The sequence below is a fragment of the Cytobacillus sp. QJM3NY_8 genome (assembly GCF_056173585.1).
Genome location: NZ_CM149681.1, coordinates 1,238,390 through 1,258,095 on the forward strand (window position 1 = coordinate 1,238,390; position 19,706 = coordinate 1,258,095).

Genomic DNA, 19,706 nt, shown 5'->3' on the forward strand with positions numbered 1-19,706 from the left:
TGAAAGAAGACACCGCCAAATAAGGCGGTGTCTTAATTATGGAGATATTCATCTATCCTTTAAGCCTTCCGATAAAATCATGAAGCTTTTCCAGTGAATTTAAATTCTCATTGCATTTCTGGCTGTCCTGGCAAATGTAATTCCCTTTTTTTGTATAGGTACCCAGCTGAGTACCCTTGGTTTCAGTTAAGAACATGCCTGTTTCTTCGAATTTGTTGCAGATGGCACAGATCCCTTTTTTGCCCAGCGGTTTAAATGTTCCATATATGCCAGTCAGTTTGCCATCCATAAGGCTGATCATATACTTCCTGTTTGTGCCTTTGTCGTCCCATCCTAAGTAGCTTATTTCCCTGAAATCGATATCTTCAAGTGCTGGTATCTTTAATTTTTTTGCTTTAGGGAACAGCTTTTTGATGGATTGTTCCGTCAATGATGCAAACGGTATTACGTATTCCTTTATTTGTTCCAAAAAGGCATCAGCCTGATCTCTTTCTTTTATATCACTGACCGGTAAAAGAAGCTGTCTCTGTTCCTCGCTAAGTTCTTCAAAAAGGCCCAATACCTTCTCAGCAGAAAGAGATTTCAGTGCATTCAGCACTCCTGTATCATTGACAGATGCATGGCCATTAATTAGCACCTGCGTCTGATATTTAATAAAATTATATTGATCATTCCTGATGAAAGGTTCCATTATACACACTCCTATACCTACAGCACCTTTATATATCACCTTCACTTTAAAAGAATTACATAAAAATGTAAATGTATAAAACGATTAGGAAATGAACTTGGCATATGAAAAGCACTGAACAAGGTTCAGTGCGAATATTTACTTTTTATAAACTATTTTTTTGATTGTTTCAACTGAAAGAAAATATTCTTCCGCCAATTGAGAGATTGTTTTGCCGTTTTGGAAGGCGCCTTTAATAGAATGGTTCCTTTCATCCAGGGCTTTTCTCGCTCCAGAGCGTGAGCCCCATTTTTGGTAGTCCTTTTCAGGCTTGGGGATATAAATTGCCTCACCCTGAACGTATTTTTGAATTTCTGCTATCAAAGTCTCCGGTAAAACGGCATTCGCTTTTACATAACTCATTTCTGCCAGCTCCTTATTGATTTTTGTTAATAAAAAATGAATAAGGTGCAAAGCCGATATCAGAAATGGTTTTAGCTGAATGGGCGATAATAAATTAGTCTATTACCGCCTCATGCAAAGTATCGCCACCAATATCAGGCTTTGCATGAGACGCTGCATTATCAGGCATTGCAACTGCAATGGCCACTTTCATCACCTCCTAAAGAGTGTTTTTCTATATTATAAATTAACATGATTGCCAATGCATTTAACACCCTAATTCGACAAAAACAAATTTGTCTTTATCATCCCTTGATTCTTGCAGATTTTTCTGATAATATATTTTTCTGCCCACGCGTATGCTCATATGTATTTCTCCATTGCGGCTGAAAAACAATTGAAAGGAGAAACATATGCCATCTGAATTTGAACACCCCGATTTTCAGCAGGAGACTCAGCGGCTGGAATTTACGAAACGTTATATTGATGTCGTAATTAAAACGTCAGAATCCAGCAAAGATAAGTTCCAGGAAAATATGAAAGAAGCTTTTGAAGACGTTGATTGGCTTGAATCCAGTTTAAGTTACTCTTCTTTATTGACAAATGCCCGTTTCTTTGAAATGTCCAAAGATGAATTAAAACAATTGAAAAAAGCCCGGAAAAAGCCATATTTCGCCAGAATTGATTTCTTAAGAGAAGATTTAAATGAAAAAGAGATCTTATACATAGGCAAAACTTCATTGTATTCAAGGGAGAATCAGGAGCAGATTATCGTTGACTGGCGTTCTCCGATAGCCAATTTATACTATGAAGGCAGGCTGGGAGAGGTTCAATATCATTCCTATGAAGAAAGCTTTACGGGCCATCTGTCATTGAAACGGCAATATATGATTGAAGATGGGATTCTGGATGAGATCCGGGATATAGACCTCACGACTACAGATGAATTGCTTCAGGAATCACTGTCTAAAAGCTCAAGCAACCGCCTCACAGAAATTATTTCAACCATACAGGAAGAACAGAATAAAATAATACGTGCTGATTTGAATAAGCCCATCATTGTTCAGGGGGCAGCAGGAAGCGGAAAAACAACAATTGCCCTGCACAGGATTAGCTATTTCATTTATCAGTACAAAGAAAATTTTGCACCTGAACAGCTTATGATTCTGGCACCAAGCAGGCTATTCATTGATTATATTTCAGAAGCTCTTCCTGAGCTTGGGGTAGAAAGAGTCCGCCAGACTACCTTCCAGGAATATGTGCTGGCATGTCTTGGTGAGGATCTTAAAATGGCTGATGACAGTAAATTGGTGAACTTGCTTGAAGACCATGGCAGTGAAGAAGTAAACCTTGCAGCCTGGGCATCATCCATTAAAGGATCGCCCGTTTTTCAGACAATCCTCACCAATTACCTAAAAGAAATTTATAATAGCTTCTGCCCCAGTGATGATTTTATGGTAGATAAATTCAGGCTGTTCAGCCATAAGAAATTCTTCCAGCTTTTTTTGGAGGATTACAATTATCTGCCTCTTTATCGAAGGCTCGAAAAATTAAAGGCTGTGCTTCAAAACGATCTTGCTAAGAAAAAGAAAAATATCATAAAGAAAATTGAAACGTATTATGACGAGAGAATTGAAAGGGCCCTTAACAGAGGGAAAGACCCGGAAAAAAGAAGACAGTATGTTTCAGATGCGCTTGATAAAAAAGCTGCCAGGCTGGAAGAATTAAAGAAAAGCTTCAGAACTGCTGTGCCAAAATACATGAAGCAATTTCCGAAAAAAAGCCTTATCCGTTATTATAAAGACCTGTTTGAAGACTCCAACCGTCTTTCAAGATTGTCAGGCGGGAAATTGCCTCTAAAAGATGCAGATCTGCTATGTGAGTACTGCAGGAAATTGTTCAGGAAAAAGGTTTATGAGAGAGAAGACTTAGCTTTAATGCTTTACTTGCAGGAAAGCCTTTTTGGCATCCCTAAAGAGCTGAAGGCAAAAAATATCGTCATTGATGAAGCACAGGATTACAGTTTCATGGAGCTCCTCTCTTTAAAAAAGTCACTTGATACGGATATGTTCACATTAGTGGGGGATCTTGCACAAGGAATTCATTCCTACAGGGGACTAACAAGCTGGCAGGAGGTTCTTGACTTTATTTTTCCTCGTGCAACATATACAGAGCTTCAGAAAAGCTATCGTACCACCGTGGAAATCATGGAAAAGGCGAATGAATTGCTCAAGCTTCTCCCCTATTCATTCCCTGAAGTCGAGCCGGTTGTCCGCCATGGGAAAAGTCCTGAATTTATCAAGAGAGAGAATGGCCACAGGCTTGTACAGCAGCTTGAGGAACAGGTAATTTCATTGAAAAAAGAAGATTATAAAACATTTGCGGTGATCGGGAAAACGATGAAAGACTGTCTGCTCATTCATGGCCTTTTTAAAAAGCATGCCAAGCTCCCTTTTAAACTGCTGCAGGAGCAGGAAAGCATACCAAAGGATGAAATCGTCATCGTCCCCTCCTATTTGGCAAAGGGTCTGGAATTTGACGGGGTCATAATTCTGTCGCTTGAGGAAGAATTTTCTATAAAGTCTGAATTGGATATTAAGCTTCTTTATGTCGCTATGACAAGGCCTCTGCACCGGTTATATTTCTATGGAATGGAAAGAAACAATTTTATTATTGGTTAAAACTTTTAGCAGCTGATTTTTCGGGCTGCTTTTTTTTGGCCTAAATTCAATTGTTTCGGAGAGCTTCAAAAAGTATTTTTTGTCCATTGTTTAGGACATTTTTTCACCGGGAAAATCAATCTTACATAAGAAGGTGTGACGAAAAATAGCGATATCACAATCCCGGCATATGCCGTTTATATAGATGGGCGATTGCCTCCCTAGGGCAATCGCTTTTGTTTTGGAAGTGTAAATAGTAGGTCTCCTTTTCATGCAAATGATAAAATGAAGTAAAAAACATGAAGGAGATGATTTCATTATATGAAGGATATCAGCAGCACTTTAACCTTACATAATGGAGTTGAAATGCCCCAATTCGGGCTGGGAGTATATAAAGTAGAAGAGGGCCAGCAGGTTGAAGACACAGTGAAAAATGCAATCAACATAGGCTACAGGCTAATTGATACTGCTGCCTTTTATGAAAATGAAGAGGGTGTTGGAAGGGCAATAAAAGAAAGCGGTGTTCCCAGGGAAGAGCTTTTCATAACGACAAAGGTGTGGAATACGGACCAGGGATATGAGCAAACATTAGATGCCTTTGATAAAAGTTTAAAGAAGCTGGGTTTAGAGTATATCGATTTATATCTAATCCATTGGCCAGTTAAGGAGAAATACCTGGAAACCTGGCGAGCGCTTGAAAAGCTGTATAGGGATGGAAAGGTAAGGGCCATCGGCGTGAGCAATTTTCAAATTCATCATATAAAGGACATAATGGAAAACTCAGCTGAAAAGCCTGCAGTAAATCAGGTTGAGCTTCACCCTCTTCTATCCCAGGAAGAATTGAGGGCATTTTGTGATGAGCACAATATAAAAGTGGAAGCCTGGTCTCCAATTGCAAGGGGCAGAGTGCTGGAGGACCCTGCCATAAAAGAAATTGCCGCGGGTCACGGCAAATCATCAGCCCAAGTTATATTAAGATGGCATTTCCAAAACAGTATTATTGTAATCCCCAAGTCAGTTAAAGAAGAAAGATTAAGGGAAAATGCAAATATTTTTGATTTTGAATTAACTCAAGAAGAAATGAGACAAATGAATACATTAAATAAAGATCAGCGATTTGGGGCTGACCCGGACAATTTTGATTTTTAATTAAGCTATTCAAAAAGCATCCTTAGGGATGTTTTTTTATTTTTTTGGTAATTATAAAATTTTTCCAGAAGAATAGTTTTTTAATTTTTGGTTTTAGATAGAGAATCCTGGGTAATTTAATTATACAAGCACATAAGATCACCAAAAGCTGCGCAGCTGCTGAATGAAATTCTTAATCTGAACAGAAACTAATTCAAATCAAAAAGAGGAGTGATTTTCAATGTTAAGCTTTTTATGGGCATTAATTATAGGTGGTATCATTGGTTGGTTAGCAGGTATGATTTTGGGAAGAGATATTCCAGGAGGAATTATTGGTAACATCATTGCTGGTTTCGTTGGTGCATGGTTAGGTTCATTGATTCTTGGTGATTGGGGTCCTGTAGTAGCTGACTTTGCTATTATTCCTGCTTTAATTGGTGCTATCGTGCTTGTATTCATCGTAGGCTTCATCATGAAGGCTATGCGTAAATCTCATGACTAATAGAATCATTTGAAAGAAGTCCCATATGGGGCTTCTTTTTTTGCGCTGAAAGCCTCTGCTCTTTATTATAGCGACATAAAAAGCTGCCTCTCTAGAGGGCAGCTATGAATCGTTCTTAAAAGCAATACGGATCAATTCCCTTAAATATCTCAGGATTATCTAAGAAAGGCGCATGACAGACTATGGTTTCTTCTAAGAACGGGTGTGGAATCTCAAGTTTTACGGCGTGCAGTGCCTGACGTGGAAAAGCAGGTTTTCCGCCATATAAAATATCCCCTGCAAGCGGATGTCCGATATGGCTGAGGTGAACACGGATCTGATGTGTTCTGCCAGTATCCAGACGGCATTTAATAAGTGAAAGCTTCAGATTAGGAAAGTATTCAATTAGTTCATAGTTCGTGACAGCAGGCTGGCCGCCGGGAGATACTCTTCTTCTGGCTGGATGATGTCTGTCCCGCCCAATTGGCTCGCTGATGGTTCCTCTGATCTTAGAAATCCTTCCATGAACTAATGCTAAATATGTACGTTTAATTGTTCTTTCTTCCAGTTTTTTATCCAGGATTGCTCCTGCCAATGCGTGCTTCGCAAACAAAATGGCACCGGTCGTATCTCGGTCCAGGCGATGTATATGTTTTATGCTTCTGTATTCGCCCTGCATCTGCATATGAAAGGCTGCAGCGTTTGCTAAGGTATTATTTTGTTCTGGAGAATTAGGATGTGTGTCCATGCCTGCAGGCTTATTCAAAACAAGTAAATGATCATCTTCAAAGAGTACTTCGATGTCATAATAAGAGGGTATAAGTCCCAAATCTTCCTCCCTGAAGAAATGGAATTTTAATTTATCCCCTGCCTGCAGCGGGTTTGTCCAATTGGCTGGGGCATCATTGGTTACAACCTGCTTGTTCATCCTCATATTGTGTGTCTGTTTTTTTGGTGCTCCCCATAATGTCCGGACTATGTATTCGACGGTATATCCTTCCCAGTGAACAGGCACCTCTATTTCACACCATTCGCCAAACCTTTGTATTTTTACCATAAATTGCTCCTTATCCTGGTTGAATAATCGTGACTTTTCTACATATAAATTAATTACAATAACTATATTAGCCTTTATAATCAGCGGATAAAAGGAATAGGTGTCCACAGATTATTATTGTAATATTTAAAACCACCTTTTATTTTACTTAAAATGGAGTTAATATAGAACTTTAGAACTAATTATAAAGCATTACGACTGTGCCATCTATTTCCGCAGGAGGAATAAATGTAAACAAATCCCTTCTCCATGGGTATAATTACCACCCTAAAGGGCTTTCAGAATATGATATTCTTATGTATATATTACGAACTGATTACAAGGATTACAAAGGTGGGTTATCAGTGAAAGTTGTATTTGCATCAACTCCTGATCAGGAACAAAAAATTCAAGAGTTAATTAGAAAATTCTATTCAAATGTGTTTCCTCTTTATTTCACAGATGATGACATTAGAGAATTTGAACAGCAGAAGATTTTACATACTTCTACACGGCACTTTGAATACTTCGGAACATTAAAGGAGGCTTATCAGGTTATAGCAGGACTGCAGACGCTAATGGCTATTCTGGAATCCCGTCAGATGAATGACAAATATGAGATGATTTTCGCCAAAAATGTTCAAATACTTCAAGAATTCGGTTTGTCATTTCCATTTGCCTACAGTCATTTTTGCGGAGAAAGGATGCCGCGGAATAATTTGTTCAGTGTCTACGCCAAAGCCGCAAATGAAATGCTCGTATAGAAAAACGCCTGCAGCCGCAGGCGTTTTTGGTTATTTCGAATTCTCATTAAACCATTGTTCAAAGACTTCTTTTTCCTGGTAGCCAGTAATTCTGTTAACCTCTTTGCCGTCTTTGAATTGAACAATTGTTGGAGTCTCCTTAATTCCGTAATTGTCCCAGCCGTCTTCAAATTCAAGCAGGTTGAATTGAACCAGATTAATGCCCATATCTTCTGTAAGCGGAGACACAATAGGAGTTGTCCTCTGGCAATGAGGGCATGTCGGGCTATAAAAATACACAGTTACATCTTCATTTTCATTTAACTTTTTGTCCAATTCTTCAGGAAGAATCAGATTTTGATAATTTGGGTCTTCAAGCTGTTTGACTGTTTCAGGATGAAGTGAATCCTTTTCATATGGATTATTCCCAGAAACTTTTTCTTCATTTTGCATCTTAGTTAAGATTCCAACAGCTGCGAATAACGCAATGATAATGGCAAGAAAAATAATGACCTTTTTCATTATTCTGCTACCTCCTTGGTTTTCTTCCAGACAAGATAACTGCAAATAAAAATAATTATAAAAGCTGTCAATGCTAAAAACGGAATCGTAATGAATCCAAGCCAATTAATATATTGCCCTGTACAGGGAACTCTCCCGCATGCTGCTGCATGGTCTGCCATAAATGAAATTTTCTGAATGGAATAGTGGTATATGGAAATCCCTGCTCCAACTGCAGATAACACCATTGTATAAAGGCTGATGCGATAATCTTTCTTAATAACAGCCAAGCCTAATATGACAGCAAATGGGTACATGACAATCCTTTGATACCAGCAAAGCTCGCAAGGTTCGTATTGCCTGATTTCCGAAAAATAAAGGCTGCCGAACATGGCCAGAATCGATGCTGCCCAGGCAATAAACAGCAAATTCTCCCGCCGGTCTGTTTGTGTTTTCTCCATAATAATCTCCTTATTAATATGTACTCTAAAATTATAAAGCTATTGGACATCCCTTGTAAATTAACATGTTCAAAGGACCATCAGAAATAGGGCATTTGTAATATTAATTGATATTAGAAAGGAATAGGGGGAATTACGGAAATTAATAAAAGATATACAACACATTTATAGAAATATATATAAAGGAAAAGACGCAAGATAAGAATAAGAGGGAAATTGGCTAAGAAAACTCATAGGGTGTTATGAATGCAGTAAAAAAGGGAAAAGAGTCGTATGTCACTGGAGAGGCTGAACTTTCTTATCAGCTCCCATGATAATTATTATTTCCAAAAGGAGTGCACCACCATTGACAAAGCTTGATTTAAAGAAGTTTGAGAAAAAAATGATTATCAGAAATACACGGCATTCAGATATAGATCATATCATTGCCCTGCAGGAGCTCTGTTTCCCAGGCATGATACCCTGGAAGAAGGATCAGCTTGAAAGCCATCTGGATATTTTCCCTGAAGGCCAGTTTGTTGCAGAATATGATGGGGAAATCATTGGTTCGTGCTCAAGCCTTATTATCAATTTTGATGAGTATGATGACCGTCATTCCTGGGATGATGTAACAGACAAAGGATACATAACAAACCATAATCCGGAAGGCTATAACCTTTATGGAATAGAAGTAATGGTTCATCCGGATTACCGCAGAATGAAAATTGGCCACCGCCTGTATGAGGAGAGAAAAGAGCTTGTCAGATCTTTAAATTTAAAAAGTATCATCATAGGGGGGCGTATTCCGAATTATCATAAATACGCGAAAGAAATGAACCCCCGTGAGTATGTAAATGAGGTCTCACTTCATAAAATCTATGACCCGGTTTTATCCTTTCAGCTACTGAATGGCTTTACCCTGATGAGGATTAACCCGAACTATTTGCCGGATGATGTGCAGTCAAATAAATATGCAACGCTGATGGAATGGAATAATGTTGATTACAGACCAATGACTAAGCGCTTTTACAAAACAAGTTATCCGGTCCGTATATGCGTGGTGCAATATTTAATGCGGCAGATTAAATCCTTCGATGAATTTGCCCATCAGGTGGAATATTTTACAGATGTTGCTTCTGATTCCGGTTCTGACTTTGCGGTATTTCCCGAGTTATTTACCACTCAGCTAATGTCCTTTCTGGACGAACGGTCACCAAGCCTGGCGGTCAGAAAGCTTACGGAATACACTGAGCAATATATCGAGTTATTCACGGATTTGGCAGTCAGATATAATATTAATATAATTGGCGGCTCTCATTTTGTTAAAGAAGATGATGATGAGATTTATAATATCGCTTATCTTTTCCGCCGCGATGGGACGATTGAAAAGCAGTATAAGCTCCACATTACGCCAAATGAGCGCAAATGGTGGGGGATCAGCCGCGGAGATGAAGTTAAAGTATTTGATACGGATTGCGGAAAAATAGCCATCCAAATTTGCTATGACATCGAATTTCCTGAGCTGGCGAGAATTGCGACTGATAAAGGTGCAAAAATTATATTTACACCCTTCTGTACTGAGGATCGCCAAGGATATTTGCGAGTGCGCTATTGTGCTCAGGCACGCGCTGTTGAAAATCAGATATACACGGTTATTTCAGGGACGGTCGGCAATCTTCCGCAAACAGAGAATATGGATATTCAGTATGCACAGTCTGCCATATTTGCACCATCTGATTTTGAGTTTGCAAGGGATGGCATTGTGGGAGAGACCAATCCAAATATTGAAATGGTCCTGATTGGTGATGTTGATCTGGAAATTCTCCGCCGTCAAAGACAGGATGGCACGGTGCGCCAGCTAAAAGACCGCAGGCATGATATTTACAGCATTAAATATAAGAAGTAATATATAGTTGCAGATTGAGCGCCTTTCACCTGGCGCTCAATGCTTTTTATACCTGATCTTAGGGTGGATTTTGTCAAAATAACTCGGATGTTTTAAAGAGGAATATCCGTCTGGAACTCGAAAAAGATATGGTGAAGCTTTTTTTAGGAGGTCATACAATGGAATGGAAGACAGCGGCAGAACGATGGATAAACCATGAGAATTTGGACAGTGAATTACTTGAACAGCTGAAACGTCTGCAGGGAAATGAAAAGCTCCTTGAAGAAGCGTTTTATAAGGGACTGGAATTTGGAACGGGCGGCATGCGCGGGGAAATAGGACCGGGAACAAACCGCATGAATATATATACAGTCCGCAAGGCATCTGCGGGACTTGCCGCATACATAGAAGAAAAAGGATTGGAAGCAAAGAACAGAGGGGTGGCAATAGCATATGATTCACGCCACATGTCCCCGGAATTTGCAATGGAAGCAGCTAAAACCCTTGCAAGCAGAGGCATTCAGACTTATGTATTTGACGAACTGCGCCCAACACCTGAACTTTCATTCGCAGTCCGATACCTGCATGCTTATGCAGGAATAGTCGTGACGGCGAGCCATAATCCTCCGGAATACAATGGCTATAAAGTGTATGGATCGGACGGTGCCCAGCTGACTCCTGCTGAAGCTGACATTGTAATCGGCAAAGTAAATGAAATAGAAAACGAACTGCTTATTGAAGTGATGGACGAGGATAGTTTAAAGGAGAAAGGCCTTATCACAATGATTGGGGCTACAGTTGATCAGGCCTATCAGAAGCAGCTCCTTACCATTTCCGAAAACCCTGATGCCGCAAATGAAACGGATGTTCATGTAGTTTTTACACCTCTGCACGGTACAGCGAATAAGCCGGTTAGAGAGGCTTTGGCTGCTTTGGGCTATGAACATGTGCATGTAGTAAAGGAACAGGAGCTGCCGGATCCAGAGTTTTCAACAGTAAAGAGTCCTAATCCAGAAGAAAAGATTGCATTTGAGCTGGCCATGAGAGATGGAAGAGAAACTAATGCAGATATACTAATTGCCACAGACCCAGATGCCGATCGACTTGGCATTGCTGCAAAGAACAAAGATGGCGAGTATGTCCTTTTGACAGGAAATCAGACAGGTGCGCTGCTGCTTCACTACATACTTTCTCAGAAGAAAGAGAAGAATACACTGCCTGACAATGGCATTATGCTAAAAACGATCGTGACATCTGAATTTGGACGCAGGGTTGCCTCATCATTTGGTGTAGAAACCATCGATGTTTTGACAGGATTTAAGTTTATTGCAGAAAAAATCAAGGAATATGAGGAGACGGGTGAATACAGTTTCCTGTTTGGGTATGAGGAAAGCTATGGCTATCTTATCGGCGACTTTGCAAGGGATAAAGATGCTATCCAGGCATCTTTGCTTGCTGCGGAAATGGCTGCTTTTTATAAAAAGAAGGACATGTCCCTTTATGATGCATTGCTTAGCTTATTTGACGAATATGGCTATTTTCTTGAAGGGTTAAAATCAATGACTCTAAAAGGAATTGAAGGAGCAGAAAAAATCCAGCAGACCCTGGCATCCTTCCGTGCCAATCCGATAAAAGATCTTAAAGGAATGAAGGTCCAGGCTATTGAAGATTACTTAACAGGAATCAGAACGGAAGCAGATGGAATGGAGAAAGTAATCGACCTGCCGAAGTCCAATGTTATTAAGTATTTCTTCGAAGATGGGACTTGGATCTGCCTAAGGCCATCAGGCACAGAACCGAAGATTAAATTCTATTTTGGAATCAGCGCCTCTACATTGGCCAGCAGCAAGGAAAAACTGGAATCTGTCCAAAGTGAATTTATGCAAATCGTTGAAGAAAGAATGGGCAGTTCGGTAATACAATAGCGTTAAACATCCAGAAGGTGATTAGCCAGAAAGGAAGATTCGATGTTAAAGGGACAAGCGGCAATTGTAACAGGTGCATCAAGAGGGATCGGCAAGGAAATTGCTGTTAAACTGGCCCAGCAGGGCATGAAGCTTACCCTGATTGGAAGGTCAGAGGAAATTCATCAATCTGCTGAAGATCTCAAAAAAATGGGATTTGCAGATGTACTGCCCATTCAGGCGGATATTTCGGATGAATCCGAAGTAAAAGATGCGGTTGAAAAAACTCTTCAGAAGTACAAACAGCTTGATCTTCTGGTGAATAATGCAGGGGTGGGATTTTTTAAGCAGGTTGATGAAACAACACTGGACGAGTGGAAAAAGGTCTTTGAAGTAAATGTGCAGGGAGTTTTCCTCGGAAGCAAGGCAGTACTGCCGCACATGAAAGAGCGCAAATCCGGCACAATCATTACGATTTCTTCTGACGTAGCCAGATACACCATCCCCAATGGATCAGCTTATACAGCTACGAAATATGCAGTGCAGGGCTTTTCAGGGTCTTTAGCTCAGGAAGTCAGAGAATACGGCATCCGCGTCGGAACCATTAATCCCGGCATGGTAGATACGTTTTTTGCAGAGTCTAAGCAGGGGCTTGAAGAGAAAAGAGATTGGCTGAAGGTTGAAGATATCGCCAATGCTGTTGTTTACATGGCATCTGCGCCGAAGCACATGATGATAGACGAAATCGTTCTTCATCCATTTGTTCAAAACTATCCAATTGCATAATCGATTTCACCGAAGAGGCCTGCTCTTCGGTGTTTTTTCTGTATACAACTTTGGTCGGAGTCCGCTTCCTCCCAAATGCCAAGGAAGAAAGGGAAAAAAAGTTATATAATGAGAGTACATAATATGACAGTTCCAAGGGGGATAAGGGTGTTAGGGGAAAAAAGGCAATCTGAAATCAAAATATTAAAAGAAATAGCAGAAATATTGAATGAAGGAACGGAAATTGATTCCCTTCTTAAAGAGGTTCTGCAAAAATTGCTTCATATTACCGGCCTTGAAACGGGATGGGTATTTTTAATTGATAGCCAAGGGGCGTTCCGCCTGGCAGCAGAAGAAAAACTGCCCCCTGCCCTTGCCGCGGATAACTGCAAACCAATGTGCAATGGAGACTGCTGGTGTATTGACCGCTATAATGACGGCAGATTAAACAAAGCTTCGAACATTATTGAATGCAAAAGAATAGAAGATGCCATTGCTGAGCAAAGAATGGATACCAATGGGCTTACCCATCATGCCTCCGTCCCGCTGAGAGCAGGGAAAGAAAAATTTGGGATCCTTAATATCGGCTCACCTGATAAAACTCATTTTTCACAAGAAGAATTGGCTTTGCTTGAATCTGTGGCTTTTCAGATCGGAACGGCTATAAAACGAATCAAGCTGACACAGCTGGAACAGGAGACGGCTCTTGCTGCGGAAAGAAACAGGCTGGCAAGGGACCTGCATGATTCAGTCAACCAGCTATTGTTCTCCTTAAGCTTAACGGCGAGAGGAGGGGCTGAAATGACTGATAACCCTGAAATTAAAGAGACCTTTTCCTACATGCAGGATCTCGCACAGGAAGCTTTAAGCGAGATGAGGGCACTGATCTGGCAGCTGAAACCCCGAGGGCTGGAAAATGGGATTGTATGTGCTATGCAGTCATACAGCCAAATGCTTGGCCTGAAGCTGAATTCAAAAGTAAAAGGTGTGATCTGTCTGCCTGGAAAAGTTGAAGAGACACTTTGGCGAATTGGCCAGGAAGCACTGGCAAATTGCAAAAAACACTCTGGTGGATCAACGGCAGACTTAGCACTGACAGTGGATGGAAAAACAGTTTCAATGGTGATTTCCGATTGCGGCAGAGGGTTTCATTATAGAGAAAACGATATCCCTTCCCTCGGCCTCAAAAGCATGAAGAAAAGGACGGAAGCACTGAATGGTTTATTTAAATTAAAAACAGAGCCAAACAAAGGAACGAATATTGAAATTATCATTCCTTTGGAAAAGGGAGGGAAATAGATGGCGATCAAGGTTTTAATAGCGGACGATCATCATGTTGTAAGAAGGGGTCTTGTATTTTTTCTGAAAACACAGCCGGAAATAGAAATCATCGGAGAAGCAAAGAACGGCCGTGAAGCTGTAGAGATGATGCAAACGAATCAGCCTGATGTTGTATTAATGGACTTGGATATGCCTGTTATGAATGGTATTGAAGCCACCAGGCAAATTAAAGCGAGCTGCCCTGAAGTGAAAATCATGATACTTACAAGCTTTTCAGATCAGGATCATGTGATTCCGGCAATTGAGGCAGGGGCCTCAGGATATCAGCTGAAGGATATTGAGCCGGATATTCTTGTCCAGGCAATTATCCAGCTGATGAAAGGGGAGAACCAGCTGCATCCAAAAGCCACCTCCCATCTGCTCACACATTTAACGAATAAAAACAGTACAGAAAGACAGCCGCTGGAAGAACTGACAAAAAGAGAACTGGAGGTTCTGCGGGAGATTGCAAAAGGGAAGAGCAATAAAGAAATTGCTTCATCCCTTTATATAACAGAAAAGACAGTCAAGACCCATGTTTCCAACTTATTGTCCAAATTGGAACTTGCGGACAGAACACAGGCAGCACTTTATGCAGTTCGTCATGGTATTGCAGAGTCAAATTAAGAAAAATCATCCTAAAGTTGCAGGAGGTATTCACTGAATTAGTCCTAAGATAAGCTTTGTAAAACTCAGCCATACTGACGATGTTTAAAAATGCAAACTTCTATATACTAAGTAGTATAGGAACTAAAAGGAGAGTTTATGATGAAGCTTACAATTATTAATGGAAGCCCGCGATTGAAAGGAAGAACGGGAATAGCGTCTCGTTATATTGCAAGGAAATATAACGCTGAACTGATCGATTTAAGTCTTGGAGAAATTCCTTTATATAATGGTACAGAAGATCAATATCAGCTGCCTGCCGTTAGAAAGCTGCGCCAGCAGATTGCAGACTCTGATGGGGTCGTTCTAGCTTCCCCTGAGTACCACAGTGCCATGAGCGGAGCTCTAAAGAATGCGCTGGATTTTCTCGGAAGTGAGCAATTTGCCCATAAGCCAGTCGGCTTGCTTGTTGTGGCAGGAGGCGGAAAAGGCGGCATCAATGCCCTGAATAATTTAAGAATTGCCGGCAGAGGCGTATATGCCAATGTCATTCCTAAGCAGCTGGTCCTGGATCCGCATTGTTTTGATTATGAAAATGATGGCCTTTATGAGGAACCTGCCCAACTTGTTGAGGGGTTAATGAAAGAACTTCAGGTATATATGAAGGCATATGGCCAGATTAAGCAGGAATTAAAATAATTAATTAAAAAAAACACGGACCAAAAAATCCGTGTTTTATTATTGGTGGAATTCTTTTTTTAAGTTAGTTCATAAAATACAGTGTTTGGCAGCTGTTTTTCCGATAATTCATTGGCATGGTCAATATATCTCAGCAGTGAATATAAATGTTTCTCAATGACAGAATAGTCTTTTTCGAAGTTGTAGGCATGAAGAAAATGTTCGATCTTCTTCGAAAGAAATTGATCATCTGTTCTGACCATCAGGATCAGCAGGTTATCCCATTCTGACCGGTGCGTATAATATAGCGCCCGGTCATAATCCACTTTATTCATTTGTCCTCTCCTCCTCTTTCAGGAGTTGATTATAGTTTATGATGATGCAGAATTTTATTTCGAAGTAAATCTTGGACTTGTTGATTTACAAGGGTTTTCATCATTTACCTGTATATTGGCCACATCCATTTATAAGACAAATACCATACATAAAATTGATGACTGGGACAAAAATATAATTAACGACACATGCTTTGGAGGATATATGAAAAAGTATTTATCGATGTTTATGCTGGTTTGTTTATTAGCTGGGGGAGGCTCACTGGCAGGAGCTGTCCAAAAACCGGATTATGAAAAGTATGGGAGAATTGCCATCGCAGTTGTGAAAGAAGACTATCCTGGAGAAGAAGTGGTGGATTATCAGTATGGAGGAAGGCAAAAAGTTACTGAAACAGATGTAACAGACACCTTCACTTTTACTGTAAAGGAAGATGGGAAGCCTGTAACCGTGCTGGTTAGGGTCACACATAACCTTAAGGATAACAAAGCGGTAAGCCTATCTGTAGAGAGAAAAACGCAGTAAGCTCCTTCGGGAGCTTTTTTCATTGTATTTGGCAAACAAACTCCTTATTTAAAATAATGATAAAAAAATATTTTTCTGATACTCTTGGGTTATGAATAAAACCGTCAAATATAGGGAGTGAGTTTTTTGAAGGAATCAATTCTTGTTGCGGAAGATGAAGCTAAAATTGCGAGGCTTCTGGAAATTGAACTTGAATTCGAGGGCTATCAAGTGACAAAGGCAATGGATGGCTATCAGGCAATGGAGTTATACCGGACTGGAAGATGGGACTTAATTATTCTGGATATTATGCTTCCTGGGTTTAGCGGGATAGAAATTCTGCGAAGAATTCGCAGCAAGGATAAACAAACCCCCATTTTGCTCCTGACGGCTAAAAGCTCAGTGGAAGATAAAGTATCGGGTTTAGACTTGGGTGCCAATGATTACATAACAAAACCTTTCCAGATTGAAGAGCTGCTTGCCAGGATACGGGCTGCACTAAGAATAAAGTCAGCAGGTACAGAGGAACCTGCAGTTCATGACTGTCTGGAAGTGTCAGATTTAAAGCTCAATGAAAAAACAAGAGAAGTCAGCCGGGGAGATAAGGCCATAGAACTCACCCCAAGAGAATTTGATTTGCTTGTTTATTTAATGACAAATAAAAGACAGGTCCTGAACAGGGAACAGATTTTGGAGGCCGTTTGGGGATATGACTTTTTGGGGGACACAAATGTAGTTGATGTTTATATCAGGTATTTGCGCAAGAAAATAGACATGCCTGAGAGGCCAGCTCTTATTCACACAATTCGCGGAGTAGGGTATGTATTAAAGGAGACGAAATGAATCTTCGGAAGAAAATATATTTGTATACAACTGTTCTCTTTGCAGTACTTCTGCTTATCATGAATATCGCTGTGTATGCTGTTTTCAGCAAATTAATATATGAAAATGAGCAGGCATCCATTTCAAATGAAATGGCTAATATTACAAAGATTGCGCAAAGATCAATCGGGAATGTTCCAGAAGATGATTTGCTTAGAGCTTTTGTTCCGTCAAGCGGAATGGTGAGACTGGTTCAGCCAGATAAAAAGGCAGTAACCTCCGCATCCTCCGATGAAAAGGCGCTCAGTAAAATACCTGCAGAGTATATCAGCAGTGAATTGATAAAAACAATGGAGATTGATAAGAAGGTCTATATGTTTGCGTCTGCACCTGTGATCCTTCCAGATGGTGAAATAGGGAGCTTTCAGCTGGCCAGAAGCATGGAAAGTGCAGAAAATATATTAAGGACTCTACGCTTCGTTCTGGGGATTGTGACAGTCCTGGCAATGATTCCAGTTCTAATTTCCAGCGCTATCCTCAGTAAGTTTATTACAAGGCCAGTTGCGACAATGACAGCCACCATGAAAGAAATTAGAAAAAGCGGCCAATTCAAGCGTCTTGAACTGGAGGGGAAATCCCAGGATGAGCTGCATCAAATGGGTGAAACCTTCAACCATATGATAGATCTTCTTGAATCCAATTATGAAAAGCAAAAACTTTTTATATCAAATGCTTCCCATGAATTAAAAACCCCATTAACTGTTATTGAGAGTTATTCAAGCCTGCTTAAGAGAAGGGGATTGAAAGAACCTGAATTATTTAATGAATCAATAGAAGCCATTCATTCAGAGGCATTAAGAATGAAGGAAATGACAGAACAGCTTCTTTTGCTTGCACGGCATGATGATCAGTGGATGCTCGATTTGAAGATGATAGATCTTAACCGTTTTTTAACCCAGGTCATCCGGACTTATGGAGATGCTTTTAAAAGGACTATACAGTTGGAATCCAGTTTGGCTGGAAATACCTTTATTCAAACGGATGAAAATAAATTAAAGCAGCTTCTGTTTATTTTTCTGGATAATGCCAGGAAATACAGTGATGATATCATAAGGGTTACTATCGGGACAGAGAAAAGTAAGGTTTATATCCGGATTGAAGATCGCGGCATGGGTATTCCCCAGAAGGATCTGCCAAGAGTGTTTGACCGTTTTTACCGGGTAGATGAGGCAAGAAACAGAAAAACAGGAGGATCGGGACTGGGACTGTCCCTTGCCAAAGAAATCGCCGATGCTCTTGGGGTTGAGATCAGGCTCGAAAGTACTGAAGGATTGGGAACTGCAGCATCCATAAGAATTAAAATAACTTAACCATTCTCATCATTTTCTCATGTTATTATCAGATAATAGAGAAATAAGCCAAGTGGAGAGGTGTAAGGAAATGAAGCATAAACTTATAATAATTTCAGCTTCGGGGCTTTTGCTGGCTGCGCTCCTTGTATTTGCTGTAATACAATTCACAAATGTCTCGGCTTCAGAATCAATTACTGAAAGTGAAGCCATGGAGATAATAAAAGACCGGTATCAGGGTGAAATTCTGAATTTGAAAAAAGTGAACAGCACTTATTTGATTGAAATGAAAAGAGGCAAAGGGTTCTATCAAATAAAGCTGAGTGAAAACGGAGGAGAAATTCTTTCTTTTGAAAAAAAAGATCAAATTTCTAATGGTGAACAGAAGCAGCTTAATGAAGAAAAAATAAAGGAAATTATTCAGGCAGAAGAATCTGGTGAATTACTCTCCATTAAAAAAGTGACTCATAAAGAAAAATCAGCCTTCGAGGCAATCGTTCAGAAAGATGAAGAGAAGATTAAGATTACTGTTGATGCTCTGAATGGAGAAGTTTTATCCCGTGCTGCTGAGGAAACAAAGGTCCCTGTAAAAAATCTAACCGAAGAGGAAGCTGTCCAAATTGCTCTAAAAAATGAACCTGGGGAAGTGGATGATATCAGCTTTGGAGAAACAGACAAGGGACCTTCTTATCTTGTTGAGATAGAAAAGGATGATGGCAGGGAGGCAGCTGTCGAGATCCATGCTATTACAGGAGAAGTGTTGTCGGTTACCTGGGATGATTAATCCCTTTCTCATCAAATTTTAATTTTCTTATCCTTTTTCTCTCATTTTCACCGGTTATATTGAACATGTAGAAAAGAAAAAGGAGGAAAAATAAAATGAACAAAAAATTTGCAGTTATTTCTTTGACAGGAGCCTTATTGCTGGGAGGTGCTGTTGCAGCAGGTGCAGCAGATACGAATGGAAAAGGAAGCACTGGGAGTAAAAAAGAAGCTGCACAGGATATGATTACTGTTGAAGAAGCGAAAAAGATTGCTCTTTCTGAAGCAGAGGGAAGAGTAGAGAGCATTGAATTGGAAAGAGCAAATGGCAAACAGTATTATGAAATTGATATTGAGAACGGGAAAGAAGATTTCGATATTAAAGTTCACGCCTTAGATGGTGAAGTCATTTCAATTAATAAAGAGCGAAACGACGATGATGACGATGATCAGTCTGAAAAAGAGGTAAATCGGGAAAATGTAATCTCCGAACAAAAGGCTATTGAAATAGCTGAAAAAGAAGTTAATGGAACGATGAAAGAAATTGAAATAGATGAAGACGATGGACAAATCCTATATGAAGTTGAACTGCAAACAAATAAAGGCGAAGCAGATGTTGATATTGATGCTGAAACAGGAAAAGTATTAAAAGCCGAATTTGATGAGTAAATCCAAATGAAAAGCGGGGCGAAATGCTCCGCTTTTTGATGTAATTTG

The 19,706-nt window shown here is 40.0% G+C and carries 21 protein-coding genes; 15 read left to right on the forward strand and 6 right to left on the reverse strand.

Annotated elements, in window-relative coordinates; genetic code table 11:
• Window positions 1-52: 52 nt before the first annotated feature.
• Both AC0VZ9_RS06590 and AC0VZ9_RS06595 read right to left on the reverse strand, forming a co-directional pair.
• The gene (locus AC0VZ9_RS06590; RefSeq protein WP_475397153.1) at window positions 53-691 is read right to left on the reverse strand and encodes a FusB/FusC family EF-G-binding protein; all 639 of its coding nucleotides are present in this window, start codon (window positions 689-691) and stop codon (window positions 53-55) included.
• Between the two features lie 138 nt (window positions 692-829).
• Entirely contained in the window at window positions 830-1,093 is a 264-nt protein-coding gene (locus tag AC0VZ9_RS06595; protein WP_009331524.1) for a CD3324 family protein, read from the reverse strand.
• A 392-nt stretch (window positions 1,094-1,485) separates the two neighbouring features.
• Between AC0VZ9_RS06595 and helD the strand changes: the two genes are divergently transcribed.
• The 3 genes from helD (at window position 1,486) to AC0VZ9_RS06610 (ending at window position 5,362) form a co-directional block, all read left to right on the forward strand.
• Window positions 1,486-3,753: an RNA polymerase recycling motor HelD gene (gene helD / locus AC0VZ9_RS06600; protein WP_009331523.1), complete on the forward strand. Its 2,268-nt coding sequence runs from the start codon at window positions 1,486-1,488 to the stop codon at window positions 3,751-3,753.
• Between the two features lie 300 nt (window positions 3,754-4,053).
• Window positions 4,054-4,881: an aldo/keto reductase gene (locus AC0VZ9_RS06605; RefSeq protein ID WP_009331521.1), complete on the forward strand. Its 828-nt coding sequence runs from the start codon at window positions 4,054-4,056 to the stop codon at window positions 4,879-4,881.
• Between the two features lie 220 nt (window positions 4,882-5,101).
• Entirely contained in the window at window positions 5,102-5,362 is a 261-nt protein-coding gene (locus AC0VZ9_RS06610; protein ID WP_009331519.1) for a GlsB/YeaQ/YmgE family stress response membrane protein, read from the forward strand.
• Window positions 5,363-5,477: 115 nt separating this feature from the next.
• On the opposite strand, the gene AC0VZ9_RS06615 is transcribed toward AC0VZ9_RS06610, so the two are convergent.
• Window positions 5,478-6,398 (reverse strand): RluA family pseudouridine synthase, encoded by a 921-nt coding sequence (locus AC0VZ9_RS06615; RefSeq protein WP_071157663.1) that lies wholly within the window; start codon window positions 6,396-6,398, stop codon window positions 5,478-5,480.
• 344 nt (window positions 6,399-6,742) lie between these two features.
• Here AC0VZ9_RS06615 and AC0VZ9_RS06620 point away from each other — a divergent pair, with 344 nt between their 5' ends.
• Window positions 6,743-7,141 (forward strand): YhcU family protein, encoded by a 399-nt coding sequence (locus AC0VZ9_RS06620; protein WP_009331516.1) that lies wholly within the window; start codon window positions 6,743-6,745, stop codon window positions 7,139-7,141.
• A 30-nt stretch (window positions 7,142-7,171) separates the two neighbouring features.
• On the opposite strand, the gene AC0VZ9_RS06625 is transcribed toward AC0VZ9_RS06620, so the two are convergent.
• Both AC0VZ9_RS06625 and AC0VZ9_RS06630 read right to left on the reverse strand, forming a co-directional pair.
• Window positions 7,172-7,642, reverse strand: coding sequence for a thioredoxin family protein (locus AC0VZ9_RS06625; RefSeq protein WP_475397154.1), 471 nt, complete (start codon window positions 7,640-7,642; stop codon window positions 7,172-7,174).
• Window positions 7,642-8,082: a disulfide oxidoreductase gene (locus AC0VZ9_RS06630; protein WP_009331514.1), complete on the reverse strand. Its 441-nt coding sequence runs from the start codon at window positions 8,080-8,082 to the stop codon at window positions 7,642-7,644. The genes AC0VZ9_RS06625 and AC0VZ9_RS06630 overlap by 1 nt, the downstream gene beginning before the upstream one ends.
• A gap of 382 nt (window positions 8,083-8,464) precedes the next feature.
• Here AC0VZ9_RS06630 and AC0VZ9_RS06635 point away from each other — a divergent pair, with 382 nt between their 5' ends.
• The 6 genes from AC0VZ9_RS06635 (at window position 8,465) to AC0VZ9_RS06660 (ending at window position 15,240) form a co-directional block, all read left to right on the forward strand.
• Entirely contained in the window at window positions 8,465-9,967 is a 1,503-nt protein-coding gene (locus AC0VZ9_RS06635) for a bifunctional GNAT family N-acetyltransferase/carbon-nitrogen hydrolase family protein (RefSeq protein ID WP_009331513.1), read from the forward strand.
• A 158-nt stretch (window positions 9,968-10,125) separates the two neighbouring features.
• Complete coding sequence (locus AC0VZ9_RS06640; protein ID WP_019381382.1) at window positions 10,126-11,871, forward strand: phospho-sugar mutase; 1,746 nt, start codon at window positions 10,126-10,128, stop codon at window positions 11,869-11,871.
• Between the two features lie 42 nt (window positions 11,872-11,913).
• The gene (locus tag AC0VZ9_RS06645; RefSeq protein WP_009331511.1) at window positions 11,914-12,636 is read left to right on the forward strand and encodes an SDR family oxidoreductase; all 723 of its coding nucleotides are present in this window, start codon (window positions 11,914-11,916) and stop codon (window positions 12,634-12,636) included.
• A gap of 147 nt (window positions 12,637-12,783) precedes the next feature.
• Window positions 12,784-13,914, forward strand: a complete 1,131-nt coding sequence (locus tag AC0VZ9_RS06650) for a GAF domain-containing sensor histidine kinase (RefSeq protein WP_019381383.1) — start codon at window positions 12,784-12,786, stop codon at window positions 13,912-13,914.
• A complete protein-coding gene (locus AC0VZ9_RS06655) occupies window positions 13,915-14,562 on the forward strand; it encodes a response regulator (RefSeq protein ID WP_019381384.1) in 648 nt (215 codons plus the stop codon).
• A 141-nt stretch (window positions 14,563-14,703) separates the two neighbouring features.
• Window positions 14,704-15,240, forward strand: coding sequence for an NADPH-dependent FMN reductase (locus AC0VZ9_RS06660; RefSeq protein ID WP_019381385.1), 537 nt, complete (start codon window positions 14,704-14,706; stop codon window positions 15,238-15,240).
• 59 nt (window positions 15,241-15,299) lie between these two features.
• Here the strand turns inward: AC0VZ9_RS06660 and AC0VZ9_RS06665 are convergent, their stop codons facing one another.
• Entirely contained in the window at window positions 15,300-15,554 is a 255-nt protein-coding gene (locus AC0VZ9_RS06665) for a YhdB family protein (protein WP_009331507.1), read from the reverse strand.
• Window positions 15,555-15,759: 205 nt separating this feature from the next.
• Here AC0VZ9_RS06665 and AC0VZ9_RS06670 point away from each other — a divergent pair, with 205 nt between their 5' ends.
• The 5 genes from AC0VZ9_RS06670 to AC0VZ9_RS06690 all read left to right on the forward strand — a co-directional run bounded on the left by AC0VZ9_RS06670 (window position 15,760) and on the right by AC0VZ9_RS06690 (window position 19,658).
• Window positions 15,760-16,077 carry a DUF3889 domain-containing protein gene (locus AC0VZ9_RS06670; RefSeq protein ID WP_009331506.1) on the forward strand — a complete coding sequence of 106 codons (318 nt, stop codon included), beginning with the start codon at window positions 15,760-15,762 and terminating at the stop codon, window positions 16,075-16,077.
• Window positions 16,078-16,203: 126 nt separating this feature from the next.
• Window positions 16,204-16,899 (forward strand): response regulator transcription factor, encoded by a 696-nt coding sequence (locus tag AC0VZ9_RS06675; RefSeq protein ID WP_009331505.1) that lies wholly within the window; start codon window positions 16,204-16,206, stop codon window positions 16,897-16,899.
• On the forward strand, window positions 16,896-18,248 hold the full coding sequence (locus AC0VZ9_RS06680) for a HAMP domain-containing sensor histidine kinase (RefSeq protein ID WP_009331504.1): 1,353 nt from the start codon (window positions 16,896-16,898) through the stop codon (window positions 18,246-18,248). The genes AC0VZ9_RS06675 and AC0VZ9_RS06680 overlap by 4 nt, the downstream gene beginning before the upstream one ends.
• 70 nt (window positions 18,249-18,318) lie before the next feature.
• Window positions 18,319-19,011 carry a PepSY domain-containing protein gene (locus tag AC0VZ9_RS06685; protein WP_009331503.1) on the forward strand — a complete coding sequence of 231 codons (693 nt, stop codon included), beginning with the start codon at window positions 18,319-18,321 and terminating at the stop codon, window positions 19,009-19,011.
• Between the two features lie 95 nt (window positions 19,012-19,106).
• Window positions 19,107-19,658 (forward strand): PepSY domain-containing protein, encoded by a 552-nt coding sequence (locus AC0VZ9_RS06690; RefSeq protein ID WP_009331502.1) that lies wholly within the window; start codon window positions 19,107-19,109, stop codon window positions 19,656-19,658.
• Window positions 19,659-19,706 lie beyond the last annotated feature (48 nt).